Annotated in this window: 11 protein-coding genes and 1 pseudogene; 8 read left to right on the top strand and 4 right to left on the bottom strand. The window is 70.5% G+C overall.

Features of this window, described 5'->3' with window-relative positions:
• Positions 1–104: 104 nt before the first annotated feature.
• Positions 105–725 carry a TetR/AcrR family transcriptional regulator gene (locus tag ACIQM0_RS13880; RefSeq protein WP_401286157.1) on the bottom strand — a complete coding sequence of 207 codons (621 nt, stop codon included), beginning with the start codon at positions 723–725 and terminating at the stop codon, positions 105–107.
• Positions 726–732: 7 nt separating this feature from the next.
• Between ACIQM0_RS13880 and ACIQM0_RS13875 the strand changes: the two genes are divergently transcribed.
• Entirely contained in the window at positions 733–1,119 is a 387-nt protein-coding gene (locus ACIQM0_RS13875) for a hypothetical protein (protein ID WP_401286156.1), read from the top strand.
• Here the strand turns inward: ACIQM0_RS13875 and ACIQM0_RS13870 are convergent.
• Both ACIQM0_RS13870 and ACIQM0_RS13865 read right to left on the bottom strand, forming a co-directional pair.
• Complete coding sequence (locus tag ACIQM0_RS13870) at positions 1,074–1,454, bottom strand: recombinase family protein (RefSeq protein ID WP_401286155.1); 381 nt, start codon at positions 1,452–1,454, stop codon at positions 1,074–1,076. The two genes, ACIQM0_RS13875 and ACIQM0_RS13870, sit on opposite strands and share 46 nt — an antisense overlap.
• A gap of 212 nt (positions 1,455–1,666) precedes the next feature.
• On the bottom strand, positions 1,667–2,071 hold the full coding sequence (locus ACIQM0_RS13865) for an ATP-binding protein (protein ID WP_401286154.1): 405 nt from the start codon (positions 2,069–2,071) through the stop codon (positions 1,667–1,669).
• A 373-nt stretch (positions 2,072–2,444) separates the two neighbouring features.
• On the opposite strand from ACIQM0_RS13865, the gene ACIQM0_RS13860 reads away from it, so the two are divergent.
• The 3 genes from ACIQM0_RS13860 to ACIQM0_RS13850 all read left to right on the top strand — a co-directional run bounded on the left by ACIQM0_RS13860 (position 2,445) and on the right by ACIQM0_RS13850 (position 4,460).
• Positions 2,445–3,311 (top strand): helix-turn-helix domain-containing protein, encoded by an 867-nt coding sequence (locus ACIQM0_RS13860; RefSeq protein ID WP_401286153.1) that lies wholly within the window; start codon positions 2,445–2,447, stop codon positions 3,309–3,311.
• Positions 3,308–3,559 carry a DUF397 domain-containing protein gene (locus tag ACIQM0_RS13855; protein ID WP_363022763.1) on the top strand — a complete coding sequence of 84 codons (252 nt, stop codon included), beginning with the start codon at positions 3,308–3,310 and terminating at the stop codon, positions 3,557–3,559. The genes ACIQM0_RS13860 and ACIQM0_RS13855 overlap by 4 nt, the downstream gene beginning before the upstream one ends.
• A gap of 82 nt (positions 3,560–3,641) precedes the next feature.
• A complete protein-coding gene (locus ACIQM0_RS13850; RefSeq protein ID WP_401286152.1) occupies positions 3,642–4,460 on the top strand; it encodes an SAM-dependent methyltransferase in 819 nt (272 codons plus the stop codon).
• Between the two features lie 251 nt (positions 4,461–4,711).
• Here ACIQM0_RS13850 and ACIQM0_RS13845 read toward each other — a convergent pair.
• A pseudogene (locus ACIQM0_RS13845) lies at positions 4,712–5,149 on the bottom strand (MMPL family transporter); the annotation flags it as partial.
• 234 nt (positions 5,150–5,383) lie between these two features.
• Between ACIQM0_RS13845 and ACIQM0_RS13840 the strand changes: the two are divergent.
• The 4 genes from ACIQM0_RS13840 to ACIQM0_RS13825 all read left to right on the top strand — a co-directional run.
• The gene (locus ACIQM0_RS13840; protein ID WP_401286151.1) at positions 5,384–5,998 is read left to right on the top strand and encodes a helix-turn-helix domain-containing protein; all 615 of its coding nucleotides are present in this window, start codon (positions 5,384–5,386) and stop codon (positions 5,996–5,998) included.
• Between the two features lie 4 nt (positions 5,999–6,002).
• Entirely contained in the window at positions 6,003–7,406 is a 1,404-nt protein-coding gene (locus ACIQM0_RS13835; protein WP_401286150.1) for an MFS transporter, read from the top strand.
• Between the two features lie 198 nt (positions 7,407–7,604).
• Positions 7,605–14,339, top strand: a complete 6,735-nt coding sequence (locus ACIQM0_RS13830; RefSeq protein ID WP_401286149.1) for an amino acid adenylation domain-containing protein — start codon at positions 7,605–7,607, stop codon at positions 14,337–14,339.
• A gap of 67 nt (positions 14,340–14,406) precedes the next feature.
• A partial coding sequence (locus ACIQM0_RS13825; RefSeq protein ID WP_401286148.1) for a condensation domain-containing protein occupies positions 14,407–15,789 on the top strand: 1,383 nt, incomplete at its 3' end.

Raw genomic sequence — 15,789 nt, 5'->3', positions numbered from 1 at the left:
GGGTGGAAGGGAACGGGCTTCGGGGAAGTGGCCGGGAACGGAGGTCGGGGACGAGTGACGGGGAACGGAAGTACGGGACGAGTGGCCGGCACGCACGGACCGGGTCAGGGCTGCCGGGCGGCAGGCGGGGCGCCCGCGCAGCGCAGTGCCATGGCGACGAGTTCGGCGAGGAGTTCCTCCGCGGCCCTCTCGTCGCCGGTGCCGAGCGGTTCGACGAGCACCTCGCCGATCGCCCCGGTGAGCGCGGCGGCGGTGATCTCGCCGTTCTGGGCGGGCAGCAGGCCGTCCTCGATGCCCTCGTGCACGACCTGGGCGAACAGGGCCCGGTAGCGGCGGCGGAAGTCGAGGCGTTCGGCGCCGACCGCCGGCTCGGCCGGGGCGGCGAGCAGTGCGTGGGCCAGCCCGCGGTTCTCCAGGGCGCGGCGGGCGAAGACCTCGACGCCGCGGCCGATCCGCTCGACGGGGTTTCCCGGTCCTTGGAGCACTTCACCCAGTACGTCGACCTCGCGTCCGGCGGCGCGCCGGAACACCTCGACGGCCAGTGCCGTCTTCGACGCGAAGTGCTGGTAGACGGAACCGGCGGCGATGCCCGCCGAGTCGGCGACGGCCGTTACGGACGTCTGCGCCCAGCCCACTTCGGTGACCACCGAGGTGGCACAGGCGACGAGGTGCTCCCTGGCGGCTTGGAGCCGGCTGATCTCAGCCGGGGTCTTGCGGTAGGCCATACAAGAAGTGAACCACCATTCAGAGTTTTGTGCCACGGTCGCCACGGTCGCCACGTCCGGTACCACCGGCGCGGCTCGACAAGAGAACCCGATACACCTCAGAAGGCCACTCGGCAGCGCGGTCCGCTCGGCCGGCGGCAAGGAAGTGGTGGCCCTGCGCGAGCAGCGTTGGACCTACCGCGGGTTCGCCGCCACGGCGCGGCGCACCCTGCTGCGGCACTACGGAGCCCGGCCCGGGATCGTGGCCGCGGAGATCGCGGAGCGCGACTCGGCGGACGGGACCGATGGCCGGGCGGTCACGCGGTCACGCGGTCACGCGGTCAGTGAATCGCCGGGCCGCAGTCGGGATCAACCCGCCTCGCAGCCCTTCGACGACAAGGGCGCCCAGGTGTAGCGGACGTGCACACCCTGGTCCTGGAGCCAAGCGGCCTCGCGGTGCCGGAGTTCGCGTGCGGACTCCGGGGCGATGGCGCTGGGCCAGCGGACAAGCACCGCGGTGACGTCGCCCGTCTTCGCCAGCTGTCTCACACGCCGCCACCCTCTGCGCTGGGCCGGGTCGGGCTCACCGAACGTGTCGGTCACGACCTCGGCGATCGTCAGTCCGCGCTCCCGGGCGAACGCGCGGCCTTCCTCCTGCGCGCGCTCCGTGGCTCCCCCGGTCGCGCCCCGGGCTCGGTCCGCGCATACGTACAGCACGACGGGAGAAGCGGTTTCACCGTGGGGAGTCATATGCGCCTCTGCAGACGGATCGAGGAGGAGGGGGAGCCCGCCCCGCGAAGGGACGCAGTGGGGGCTGTGCGGTCACTGCCGCCGACCGGCGCGACGGGCCCGGCGCTCAGCCGGCCGGCCCTGGCCGCGCTCCATCCGGACTGTCGCTGCCGGGACCGAAACCGGGACCGGCGCCGTGTTCGGCATCGTCCGGTTTCATCGGCTTCTTCGGCTCAGGAGTGGGCCGTCAACTCTGCCCAGACGACCTTGCCTTCGGCCCGCGTCGAGCGTGCGGAGCCCCAGCTGTCCGCGAGTTGCTGGACGAGGAACAGCCCTCGCCCGCTCTCCTCCCCGGGGCCGGCGCGATGCTCGGGCGGGCGGACCGGGGTGCTGCCCTCGTCGTGAAGTTCGATGCGCAGGCGCCGCTCGTCAGCGGACAGCATGAGGCCGCACAGGACGCGACTGCTGGCGGTGTGCAGTACAGCGTTCGTGGTCAGCTCGGAGACCAGCAGCACCGCGTCACAGCATGTGTCGCCGGGCAGTTTCCAAGCACAGAGCCGGTCGCGCACGGTGTCGCGGGCCGCTCTCGCGCTGGTACGCAGAGCGGGCAGGCCGAACCAGTACTCCCGGCGCGGCACGGTCCTGACTAAGGCGGGGGGCGAGGACGAGGCCGAGGGGGTGGACAGAGTCACGGATGTCGCCTTCCAGCGCCGTCCGGGGGGCGGGGCGCGGTGAGGGGATGCGGGGCTGCAACTCGAGCGGTGAGAGGCGTACGCCGAAGCAAACGCCCGGCGGCGGGGTGCCGACGACGTCCATCGACATCACGCGCCTTCCCCGGACCGGATCCTGCGTCATTGCTGCGACTTGACCTCTCACACGTCCACTATGCGGGTGATCGAGGTCACGCTGCAACCGACTCCCTGATAATTTCAGCAGCGCGGTTATCACGCTGGCGTCAACATCAAATCACTGTAACAATGCTGATGTTGACGGTTCCTCAGGAGGTTGGGCGTGAGCGAAGCCCGTTCCAGCACCAGCGCGCCGACAGTCCTGCGCATGATCCTCGGCCGTCGGCTGCAGGACATGCGGCTGGGCGCCGGTGCCTCGCTGGAGGACGCGGCGAAGGCTCTGCGCGTGCAGACACTGACGGTCCGCCGGCTGGAGAAGGCCGAGGTCGCACTGAAGCCTCTCTACGTGGAGAAGCTCCTGGAGACCTTCGGCGCGGACCGCCAGGAGATCGACGAGTTCGTCGATCTGGCCGAACAGGCCAACAAGCCCGGCTGGTGGCACTCCTACCGCGATGCAGTCCCCAGCTGGTTCACGGCCTACGTCAGCCTGGAGTCCGACGCCAAGACCCTTCGCACGTATGAACCCCAGTACGTCACCGGGCTCCTGCAGACCCCCGAGTACGCGCACGCCGTGCTGCGCGGCGGGATACCGAACGGCACCGAGGAGGAGGTCGCTCGCCGGGTGGAGCTGCGGCTGCGCCGCCAGAGCCTGCTGGAGCGGGAGGACGCCCCCACGTTGTGGGTGGTCATGGAGGAAGCCGTACTGCACCGGGTGGTGGGCGGCCCTCATGTGATGCGAGAGCAGCTCGAACGGCTCCTGGACGTCTCCGAACTCGCCCACGTCAGCGTCGACATCCTGCCCTTCGACGCCGGCGCGCACGTCGGAGCGTGCGCCCCGTTCACATATTTCCGGTTCGAGGAACCCGAACTACCCGACATCGTGTACAGCGAGCTCCTGTCCGCCTCGGTCTATCTGGACCAGCGCGCGGACGTCGTCTCCCATCTTGAGGCACATTCCCGCATGGCGCTGCTGACGTCGTCCGAAGACAGCAGGGCGCTCTTGAACCGCATGCGCAAGGAGTACTCATGACGATCATCGACGAGGGCGTCTACAACGGCATGCCGGCCTGCAATCTCGGGGAACAGGGCTGGGAACGCCCCTGGAGCGGGCCGAACGGCGGTCAGTGCGTCGAGGCGAAGCAACTCGCCGACGGACGCGTGGCCGTACGCCAGTCCACGGACCCGGCCGGGCCGGCGCTGATCTACACGCCGGAGGAGATCGCGGCGTTCGTCCGCGGGGTCAAAGAGGGCCTGGCCGATCACTTGGCCGCCGGATGATGCGGCGGCGAGCGGAAGGGACGACGGCACCGGTCCCGTCCCTGGCCTGCGGGCCGACAGACGCGTGTACGAAGGGGAGCACATGACCACCAGGCAGGCCGGCCGCGGTCTCGACACGAGCAAGGCGCACTCGGCCCGGATGTACGACTACTTCCTCGGCGGCAAGGACCACTTCGAGATCGACAAGAAAGCGGCCCTGGTCGCCGCCCAGGCCCACCCCGGCATCTACGTGACCGCGCGCGAGAACCGGGCGTTCATGCACCGGGCCACCCGGGTCCTGGCGCAGGAGCACGGCATCCGCCAGTGGCTCGACATCGGCACGGGCATACCGACCGAGCCCAACCTGCACCAGGTGGCCCAGTCCGTCGCGCGCGACGCCCGCGTCGTGTACGCGGACAACGACCCGCTCGTCCTCAAGTACGCCGAACGCCTCATGCGCAGCACGGCCCAGGGACGCACTGCCTACGTCGAGGGCGACATCACCGACCCCGATGCGCTGATGAACTCCGTGGAGGACTCGGGGGTCCTGGACTTCGACCAGCCCATCGCCCTCTCCCTCAACGCGCTGATGCACTTCATCACCGACCCGCACGACCCGTACGCCATCGTCCACCGGCTGCTCGACCCACTCCCGGCGGGCAGCGCCCTCGCCATGAACCACTGCACGCCCGACTTCGATCCCCCCACCTGGAACAAGGTCGCGGAGGTCTACACGAAGTCCGGCTCTCCGGTGCAGTTCCGTTCACACAGCGATGTCGGTCGCTTCTTCGAGGGAGTCGACCTGGTCGACCCCGGCATCTGCTGCTGCCACCGCTGGCGGTCCACCGAATCCGCCGCGCACGGGGCGGAGATCCCGGACGCACAGATCAGCCTGCTGGCGGGCGTGGGCATCAAACGCTGAGGCCACTCGTTCCGTTCATGCCGGGCTCGCCCGTCCGGCACCGCACCTCGCGATGCTCGGTGGACGGGCGCTCACGGGGCCGGTTTGACAGGCCATGACTTCACGTTCCCTGCCGGTGAGGACAGCCGGGGCTCGGGTGCGGACAGGAACCCGCTGATCAGGGACCTGGTGGCGACCGGAGAGAAGTGAGCCGCCCGCTGCGACGGTCCGGATGCCCACGGGGAGCGCTTCGGCGGTGACGTCCTTGCCGGCATCACGAACCGCGCCCAGCGAGCCGCCGTCGTTCTCCTCGTTCTGCTTCCGCAGAGCCTTGGCCCGGCGCTTGCGGACGCCACGTGAGAGCACCGTGTCCGGCCACATGCCCAGGAGGGCGGGCACGAGAGTGAGTGCTACCAGCACTCCCACGGCGACGGCACCCGCGGCGCACAGTCCCATCTCGGTGAGCAACGGCACGCCGATGACGGCAGACCACCCAGGGCGATGATTCCTGCCGTGGATATGCCGACCCCGATGACGGCGGTGAGCAACGGCAGGCCCGCGGCGGCCAGAGAGCCGAAGGTGATCAGCAGAACGACTGCGGCGATGCCCGTGCCGGTCATCTCCGCGGGTCCGCCCGCAACTGCTCGCCTCCGGCCCCCTCCGCGTCGTCGTACGCCCGCCGTGACCGAGCGCTGATGCTCTCGGTGCAGAGCGCGGGTCCCCTACCTGCATCTGCAGGAGAGGGAGTACTGCGCTGGTAGGAGGCCAGGGACCGGCTGGACAGACCCCGCCGGACGGGAACGGCTACGGCCCGCATCGAAGGTTGAGAACCAACTCCGCAGCAATGTCCGACGAGTTGCACGACGCTGCGCGCCGAAACATTGCACAGACTTCTGTGCACAGACTTCTATGCACAGAGTCCTGTGTGGTCTAGCTTGAACCTCATGGAACTACCGCAGCAGCCCTCCCAGGTACATCTGACCGCCCGTAATCTGCGCGGGATCGCGCATCCGTTGCGGGTTCAGATCCTCACCAGCCTGCGGACAGAAGGCCCGGCCACGGCCACCACGGTGGCTCGCCGGCTGAATCTGAACACCGGAGCGACCAGCTACCACCTCCGCCAGCTCGCGGAGTACGGCTTCATCACGGAGGCACCCTCGCGGGGCGGCCGACGTGATCGGTGGTGGCAGGCGTCGCACGCGAACACCGTCGCCCCCGACAGCGAGGCGCTGGACGGCAACGAGGGGCTCGGCATCGCCTACCTCCAGGCCCTCGGCCGGGTCTGGTCGGACGCCCTGACGGCCGCGATCGAGACGACCCCTTCGCTCACGCCCGAGTGGCGCGACGCGCAGGACTTCGGGGACTACGCGCTCACCCTCACCCCCGCCGAAGCCGCGGAGTTGACGGCAGAGATCCACGCCCTGCTCCGCAGGCGTACGTCCGCCGCGGCGGCCGCCGACGCGCAGACGCCGCAGGACGCGGCACGGGTCTCCTTCCAGTTCCAGTTGTTCCCGACCAGCGAGGACCGGCACGTCACCCAGCCCACCGACATGGAGTAGACCGATGGCCACTCAGCACACAGCCGCCGAGACGGCGGCGGACAACGACGCACCGACAACGGTGCCGGACGCGGGCCCCAGGGTCCTGCGCGGTCTGGTCGGCATGCTGTCGGCCAACGCGGCGGCCCTGTCGGCCAACCGGGTGTTGTCCATCGCCCTGCCCTGGTTCGTCCTGACGACCACGGGCAGCGTCGGCAAGACCGGCCTGGTGGCCTTCTGCCAGATCGTCCCGTACGTGGTCTCGCAGGCACTGGCAGGCCCGCTCATCGACCGTATCGGCCCCAAGCGGATCAGTGTGGCGGGCGACCTCCTGTCCACCGCCGCGATGGCCACCGCCCCGCTGCTCTACCTGACGGGCAGCCTGCCCTTCGGCCTGCTGCTGGGCCTGCTCGCGGTCGTCGGCGCGGCCGACGGGCCGGCCAACGGCGCCAAGGGGCTCTTCGTGCCGTCGGCCACCCGCGCCGCCCGCGTACCCATCGAGCGGGGCACCGGTCTTTCGGCCGCTGTCGAACGGACCGCGACCACCGTCGGGCCGGCCCTCGCGGGTGTGGTCGTCACCGCGTTCGGCAGCCTGTCCGCTCTGTGGATCACCGCCGCACTGTTCGCGCTGTCGGCGCTGATCGTCTCGACCACCCTCACCGACCCGGTGCCCGAGCCGCACGAAATCCCGATCGAGGAGAGCGGCGGCTACTTCTCTCAGCTGCGCCAGGGTGCCGCCTTCCTGCGGGACGCGAAGCTGCTGCGGTCCATCGTGGGCATGCTGGCGATAACGAACCTCCTGGACCAGGCGTTCATGTCAGTGCTGCTGCCGGTGTGGGCGAAGGAGTCGGGGAACGGCGCGGAGGCCATCGGCCTGGTGGTGAGTGTCTTCGCCGCGACGTCGATCATCGCCGCGCTGGTGGCCGCCGGGGTGGCCGAGCGGCTGCCACGGCGCACCGTCTACCTGATCGGCTTCTCCCTGGGCGGTCTGCCCCGGTTCGCCGCGATGGCGATGGGGGCGCCGCTGTGGCTGGTGCTGACGGTGCTCGCGGTGGGTGGCCTGGGGTCCGGGTTCGTCAACCCGATCGTGGGCGCGGTGACGTACGAGCTGATCCCGACACCGCTGCTGGGCCGGGTCAAGACACTGGCGCAGGCGGTGACCTGGGCGGGCATCCCGTTCGGCGGACTGCTGGGGGCGGGCCTGGTGACCCTGACCGGCACGTCGACGGCGCTGTGGATCGTCGGCGGGATGTACCTGGTCGCCATCGGCGTGCCCGGCATGAGCCGGGAATGGGCCGGGATGCGCAAGCGGACGGTGTCCGAACGCGCCTCCGCCGACGCCGCCGACGACGCGAGCGGGGCGGGTCCCTCGAACGCGACGGCGCAGGCCGTGCCGCAGGAGGAGACCTCGGTCCCGGCCGGGGCCTGAACCGGCGCGGGAACGGCGCGGCACGAGCGCGGCGGCCGGGGCACCCTGCCTCGGCTGCTGCGCGTGCGGGCAGAAGTGTCCACGTTCCGCGGGCAGAAGTAACCAGTTATCTCGTCAAGATCGCTCTGCCAGCATCGAGTTCGGCTGAGCATCCGAGGGCCTTCCGTTACGGGTCGACGACGAGGAACTGGTGGACGCATGACTACGAATCCGATGGTGCCACCGGCGCCGGCACCCGGCCGGGAAGCGGGACGTGAGCCGTTCTCGCCGGCCGAGGCCCGCATAGCCGACGTGTGGCGGTCCGTTCTCGGCACCGAGGTGACGACGGCCGATTGCGACTTCTACCGGCTGGGCGGCACCGGGGAACAGTCGACGGAAATGGCCCGCCGGGTGGCGGTGGAGTTCGGCTCGGAATTCCAGGCCCCTTCGGCACCGGAACCTCTGACCGTACGGACCGTGGCGTCGTTCCTCGCCGACGAAGCCATGCGACGGGCCCGTCGGCTGTTCGAGTCCATCGACGAGGGCATGGATGAGGACGCGGTTGATCTGGCCTCACCGTCCACTCCCGACGACGCGGCCTCGATCCCCGTCGCCGCCAGGGACGGGCGGCCGTTGCCGCTGTCGTTCGCGCAGCGCCGCCTCTGGTTCCTGGACCAGCTGGAGCCGGGCCGTGCCGAATACCTCATCCCCATGGGGCTGCGCATCAGCGGTCAGCTGGACGTACCGGCGCTGGAGGCTTCGCTGTCGGAGCTGGTGGCGCGGCACGAGGTGCTGCGGACCCGCTTCGTCACCGACGGGGACGGCACTCCCGGCCAGATCGTCGACGAGCCCCGGCCGCTGCCGCTGGCCGTGCACGACCTGCGGTCCGTCACGGACGCCGGTGCCCGGGAGGAGGCCGCCATCGCGTTCGTGGACACCGAGGGCTTCCGGCCGGTGGATCTCGCCACCGGTCCGATGGTCCGCGCCCTGCTGGTCCGGCTGGATGAGGAGGATCACCTCCTTTCCTTGACGATCCATCACATCGCCTTCGACGGCTGGTCGGCGGGAGTGCTCTCGCGGGAGCTCACCACCCTGTACACGGAACGGGTCACGGGCGTCGCCGCCGGTCTGCCCGAACCTCCTCTGCAGTACGCCGACTTCGCGGTATGGCAGCGAACGTGGCTCACCGGCGATGTGCTGTCCGATCAACTGGGCTATTGGCGTTCACTGCTGGCGGGCACGGCACCGCTGGAGCTGCCCACCGACCGCAGACGCCCGGCGCGGCGCAGCGGCAACGGGGCGATGCTCACCTTCGGTATCCCCGCCGCGACCGCCGACGGGGCCCGCAGGCTGGCGCACGACTCGGGCGCGAGTCTGTTCATGACGCTGCTCGCCGTGTTCCAGGTCGTGCTGTCGCGCTACAGCGGCCAGGAGGACATCGCGGTGGGCACCCCGATCGCGGGCCGCAACCGGGCCGAGATCGAGGACATGGTCGGCTTCTTCGTCAATACGCTGGTCATGCGTACCGACCTGTCGGGGGACCCGACGTTCACCGAACTCATCGACCGCGTCAAGGACACCGCACTCGGCGCCTACGACCACCAGGACCTGCCCTTCGAGCGGCTGGTGGAGGAACTGGCGCCGCAGCGGGACCTCTCGCGGAATCCGTTGTTCCAGACCATGTTCGTCCTCCAGAACACGCCTGAGAACGACTCCTGGGAGCTGCCCGGCCTCCGTGTCCGTCAGCTGGACGTGGCCGCACAGGAGTCGAAGTTCGACTTCACGTTCTACGCGACGGAGGCCGCCGACGGCGGTCTGGACGGCACCATCGTCTACTCCACCGACCTCTTCGACGAAGCCACGATGGCACGGCTCGCCGGGCACTTCGAGACCCTGCTCGGCGCCGCTGCTCACGCTCCCGACGCCCGGCTGTCCGCCCTGGAGATGCTGACGGCCCAGGAGCGGCGGGACATCCTCACCACGTGGAACGGGGCGGACACCGACGCCCCCGACGCCGTCACCGTGCACCGGCTCTTCGAGGACCGGGCCGCCGAGCGCCCCGACTCCCCCGCGGTCACCTGCGGCTCGGATCATCTGACCTACCGCGAGCTGGACGAGCGGGCCGAGTGGATCGCCGCCCAGCTGCGCGAGCGCGGAGCCGGTCCGGGGACACTGGTCGCCATCTGCCTCGACCGGGGCACCGACATGGTGAGCGCGCTGCTCGGCATCCTCAAGTCAGGCGCCGCGTATGTGCCGTTGGACCCGACGTATCCGACCGAACGGCTCGCCTACATGGTCGAGGACAGCGGGGCCCCTCTGATCGTCACCCGGTCCTCGCACGCCGAGCGGCTGCCCGCCGCTGCGCCGCTCCTGCTGCTGGAGGACTCCTGGCCGTCGGATCCGCCCGCCCGCCCCGGTGACGGCTCCGCGCCCGAGGCGGGGCCGGACGATCTGGCGTACGTGATCTACACGAGCGGTTCGACGGGCCGACCGAAGGGCGTCCAGATCACCCACGGCGCCCTGCGCGCGCGGATGCGGGAGACCCGGCGGCAGCTCGACCTCACCTGCGAGGACCGGGTACTGCAGTTCGCGTCGATCTCCTTCGACTCCTCGGTGGGGCAGTTGTTCGCGCCGCTCGTCTCGGGCGCTTCCCTGGTGCTGCGCGACGACGCGTGGGACCCGGGGATGCTGGGGCAGGCGCTGCGCACCAACGAGGTGACGGTGGCCTGGCTGACTCCGTCGGCGTTCGGCGCGCTCGCCGCCCAGCTGGACGGGCCGGATTCCCTCGGCCCGGAACTGCGGCTGGTGCGTCTCGGCGGCGAGGCTCTCCCGCGGGAGCAGGTACGCCAGTGGTTCCGCCACACCTCGGTGCCACTCGTCAACGGTTACGGGCCGACGGAGGCGGCACAGGAGGCGGCGACAGCGCGGATCACCGGGCCCGGCGACCATGTGCCGATCGGGCGCCCGGTCGCCAACGCGAAGGTGTTCGTGGTGGACCGCCACGGCCGGCCGGTCCCGGTGGGTGTCCCGGGCGAGATGTGGATCAGTTGCCCCGGCCTGGCCCGAGGGTATCTGGGCAGGCCGGAGCTGACCGCCGAGAAGTTCACGGTCGTCACCGTGGACGGCACGCCACGGCGCGTGTACCGCACCGGTGACCTCGCGAAGTGGCACCCGGACGGGCACCTGGAGTTCACCGGCCGGGGCGACGGCCAGGTCAAGCTGCGCGGCTACCGCATCGAGCCCGGTGAGATCGAGGCGGCGCTGCTCACCCACCCCTCGGTCACGCTCGCCACCGTCCTGCTGCGCGAGGACGTACCGGGCGACCCACGGCTGGTGGCGTACGTCGTCGCGGATTCGCCCGTCGAGGCGGGCACGCTGCGCGCCTACCTCCAGCGCGATCTGCCGGACTACATGATTCCCGCCGCGTTCGTGCCCCTGGACCGCATCCCGCTCACCCCGAACGGCAAGACGGACCGCCGCGCACTGCCCGCGCCCGCCTCGGACCGGTCCGGGCTGGGCGCCGCGTACACAGCCCCGCGTACCGGGACGGAACGGACGGTGACCGAGGTCTGGGCACAGGTGCTCGGCATCGACACGGTCGGCGTCGACGACGACTTCTTCGCGCTGGGCGGCCACTCGCTGCTGGCCACGCAGGTCGTGTCGCGGCTGCGCCGGCGGCTGGGCGTCGACATCCCCGTACGGACCCTGTTCAGCGCGCCGACCCCAGCGCTGCTGGCCGCGGCGGTGGCGGACCTCGATGACGTCGGGATCTCCCGCATCCCCGCCGTACCGCGCGACGGCAACCCCCTGCCGCTGAGCTTCGCCCAGCAACGCCTCTGGTTCCTCGACCAGTTGGAGCCGGGCAGGGCCGAATACCTGCTTCCCTTCGCCTTCCGCGTCCACGGCCTGATCGATGGGGACGCCCTCGACACCGCCTTCACCGCGCTGGTCTCCCGCCACGAGATCCTGCGCACCCGGTTCGGCACGGACGACGCGGGCTCCCCGGTCCAGTCGATCTCGCCGGAGGAGCCGGTGACGGTGCTGGTCCGGGATCTGCGTGCCGTCGCCGACGCCCAGGACCGGGACGACGCCTGTGCGGAGATCCTGGCCGAGGACGCACTGCGCCCGGTGGACCTCACCGTCGGCCCTGTGCTGCGCGTGGTGCTGGTGCGGCTGACCGACGAGGAAGCGGTCCTGGCGGTCACCGTGCATCACATCGCCTTCGACGGCTGGTCGGTCGGCGTGCTGGTACGTGAGCTGTCCGCGCTGTACGCGACGGCCTTGGAGAAGGGACCGGTCCCGGCTCCGCTGCCGGTGCAGTACGCCGACTACGCGCTGTGGCAGCGCGGCTGGCTGACCGGCGAACCGCTGGAGCGCCAACTCGACTACTGGCGGACGCGTTTGGCGGGACTGGAGCCGCTGGAGCTGCCGACGGACCAGGTGCGCCCCGCGGAGCGCACCGGCAAGGGCGAGGTCGTCCGGTTCTCGGTGCCCGCCGATGTCGCCGCACGTGCCAAGGCGGTGGCCGCCGAGGGCGGCGCGAGCCTGTTCATGACGCTGCTGTCGGTGTTCCAGCTGCTGCTGGCCCGCCACAGCGGACAACGGGACGTCACGGTGGGCACCCCGATCGCCGGCCGCAACCGGGCCGAGACCGAGGACCTGATCGGCTTCTTCGTCAACACGCTCGTCCTGCGCACCGACCTGTCCGGCGACCCGGCGTTCACCGAGCTCCTGGCCCGCGTCAAGGACACGGCGCTGGGCGCGTACGACCATCAGGACCTGCCCTTCGAGCGCCTCGTCGAAGAGCTGGCACCCGACCGCGACCTGTCCCGCAATCCACTGTTCCAGACTCTGTTCGCGCTCCAGAACACGCCCGGCGCGGACGCGTGGAGCCTGCCGGGGCTAACGGCGGAGCCCATCGAGTCCCCTGTCCGCGAAGCGAAGTTCGACCTGTCGATGTACCTCGCAGAGGCGGACGACGGCACCCTGGACGGCGCGATCGTCTACGCCGGCGACCTGTTCACCGAGGCCACCGCGCGACGCCTCGTGGACCACTTCGGCAACCTGCTGGACGCGGCCACCGCGCGCCCGGGTGCCGCGCTGTCCGAGCTGGAGATGCTGGGCCCGGACGAGCGCCACCGGATCGTGACCGAGTGGAACGCCACCTCGGCGCCGGTCCCGGCCGCGGCCACCCTGCACCAGTTGTTCGAGGAACGTGCGGCGCTCACCCCGGACGCCGTCGCCGTCGTCTGCGGCACGGACGAGCTGACGTACCGTGAACTTGACGAAAGGGCCAATCAGTTGGCCCATCGGCTGCGCGCCGAGCCGGGGATCGGGCCGGACGTCCCGGTGGGCGTCTGCCTGGAGCGCTCCCCCGCCCTGGTGTGGACGCTGCTCGGCATCTTGAAGGCCGGTGCGGCCTACGTACCGCTCGACCCGGAACATCCGGCGGAGCGGCTCGCGTACCTGGTGGAGGACTCCGGTGCACCCCTGGTCGTGACCGACACCGCGCACGCCGGCCTGCTGGCCGAGGGGCTGCGCCTGCTGGCCGTCGACCGCGCGTCGGACCTGCCGGACACCCTCCCGGTCACCGCCCCCGAGCCCGTCGCCGGACCCGGGGACCTTTCCTACCTGATCTACACCAGCGGCTCGACCGGACGGCCGAAGGGCGTCCGCATCGAGCACCGGGGCGTGGTGAACTACCTGGCCGGGATGCAGCACGCGTTCCCGATCGCCCCGGGCGAGGGTTTCCTCCAGGCGACGCCACTGTCCTTCGACGTGTCGGCCTACGAGATCTTCTGGCCGTTGTGGCAGGGGGCGAAGGTCGTGCTCGTACCCGGCTCCGACCGGCTGGACATGGCCGAGGTGTCACGCCTGATGCGGACCCACCGGGTGGTCGGCCTGCACTTCGTCCCGAGCCTGCTGGACCTGTTCGTCTCGGAGGTGAGGCCCGAGGACTGCGTGGGCCTTCGCTACGCCTTCGCGAGCGGCGAACCCCTTCAGCCGACCCTGGTGGCGCGCTTCCTCGACCGCTTTCCCGGAGACCTGGTCAACCTGTACGGGGCGACGGAGGTCTCGGTCGACACCACGTACTGGCGGGCGTCGCGCACCGACCCCCACGGGCCGGTCCTCGCGGGGCGGCCCATGGCGAACCAGACCGTGTACGTTCTCGACCCGGACCGCCGCCCCGTACCCGCGGGGGTGCTGGGCGAGGTGTATCTCGGCGGCGACAGCGTGGGGCGCGGCTACCACAAGCGACCCGAACTCACCGCGGAGCGCTTCGTACCGGACCCGTTCACCGGCGGCCGTATGTACCGCACCGGTGATGTCGGCCGCTTCACCCCCGACGGCGGGCTCGACCTGCTGGGACGTATCGACCGGCAGGTGAAACTGCGCGGCGTGCGGGTCGAACTGGCCGAGATCGAGGCAGTGTTGCTCAACCACGACGCGGTCGGGGTGTGTGCGGTGACCGTCCGCGAGGACGCCCCGGGCGACAAACGGCTCGTCGCCTACTACGTGCCCGGACCTGGCAGTACGGCGGACACGGGCGCGCTGCGGGGATGGGCGGCCGAGCGACTGCCCCGGGCCATGATGCCGTCCGCGTTCATGGAACTGCCGGAGCTCCCGCTCAACCGGAACGGCAAGGTCGACCACGCGGCGCTGCCGGCCCCCGACGACGCTGACATCACGGCGGGGTTCGTGGCGCCCCGGGACGACATCGAGGCGGAGATCGCCGACATCATGGCTGGAGTGCTCGGAATCGAAAGGGTCGGAATCCACGACCGTTTCTTCGATATCGGCGGGCATTCCCTCCTCGCCATCCAGCTCGTCAATCGCATAGAGGCGGCGACCGGGGTCCGTATCGGTCTGCGCCGGCTCTTCCAGGCGCCGACGGTCACCGGTGTCAGAGAACAGCTCATCGAATTGTTCGACGTGCAGGACCAGGCTTCCTGAATTCAGCGGCTTCTGCCCACACGCGGAGACCCGTTGCCCACACGAAGAGTAGAGGACAGGCATCATCATGGGCGAGAACTCGATCGAGGCGCGGCTGCTGTCCCGCATGCGGCGGCGTGCGGACGCGGACCGCATCGCACGGAGCGACAGGAACGCCACCGGACCGCTGCCGCTGTCGTTCGCACAGCAGCGGCTCTGGTTCCTGGACCGCCTGACCCCGGAGAGCCCCGACTACCTGGTACCGACGGCGCTGCGCATACGCGGTCCGCTGGACGTCGCAGCGCTGGAGACGGCGCTGTCCGGCCTGGTGGCACGGCACGAGGTGCTGCGGACGGCCTTCACCGCGGGCGACGACGGCACGCCGCGGCAGGAGATCAACTCGCCGTGGCGGGTGGGCGTTTCGGTCCACGACCTGCGGGGAGACGCGGACGCCGAGGTACGAGGGCGCGAGGTGCTGCGCACTGAGGCGAAGCGCCCCTTCGACCTCACGACGGGCCGGCCTCTGCGGGCGGACGTCGTACGTATCGCCGAGGACGACCAGTACATGCTGCTGACGCTGCATCACATCGTCTCTGACGGCTGGTCCTCCGGCATTCTGGCGCGCGAGCTGCGTGAGCTGTACGCCGCGGCGCTGGCCGAGCGCGAGGTGTCGCTGCCGGAACTTCCGGTGCAGTACGCGGACTTCGCTGTCTGGCAGCGTGACCGGCTCACGGGCCCCGCGCTGGAGCGGCAGCTCGGGTACTGGCGCGATCGCCTCGTCCACTCCACCCCGTTGGAGCTGCCCACGGATCACCAGCGTCCGCCGCACGCGAGCGGCGCCGGCGACGTGGTCACGTTCGAGGTGCCCAGCGAGGTGGCGGAGCGGTTGCGGGAGGCTGCGGGGCGGCAGGGAGGCAGTCTGTTCATGGCGCTGCTGTCGCTGTTCCAGATCGTGCTGGCCCGCTATTGCCGCCAGGACGACATCGCGGTGGGCACCCCGATCGCGGGCCGCAACCGGGCCGAGATCGAGGATGTCGTCGGCTTCTTCGTCAATACGCTGGTGATGCGGACGGACCTGTCCGGCGACCCGACCTTCGCCGAGCTGATCAACCGGGTCAAGGACACGGCACTGGGCGCCTACGACCACCAGGACCTGCCGTTCGAGCGGCTGGTGGAGGAGTTGGCGCCGGAGCGGGATCTGTCACGCAATCCGTTGTTCCAGACCATGTTCGTCCTCCAGGCTCCGGGGAGCGCGGACAGCGACGGGTGGGAGCTGGCGGACACGGCCGTCGAGCCGGTCGAAATCGAGCGGGGCGTGGCCAAGTTCGACCTGACGCTGACCGCGGTCGAGTCGTCGGACGGCCTGCGAGCTGTGTTGGAGTATCGGACGGATCTGTTCGATCGGGCGCGGATCGAGCGGATGGCCGGCCATCTCGCCACCCTCGCCGCTTCCGTGGCAGCCACTCCTGAC

It is taken from the genome of Streptomyces sp. NPDC091387 (genome assembly GCF_044756945.1).
Taxonomy (GTDB): Bacteria; Actinomycetota; Actinomycetes; order Streptomycetales; family Streptomycetaceae; genus Streptomyces.
Note: the sequence above shows the minus strand (reverse complement) of the source record. Positions and strands in the feature narration are given on the sequence as shown.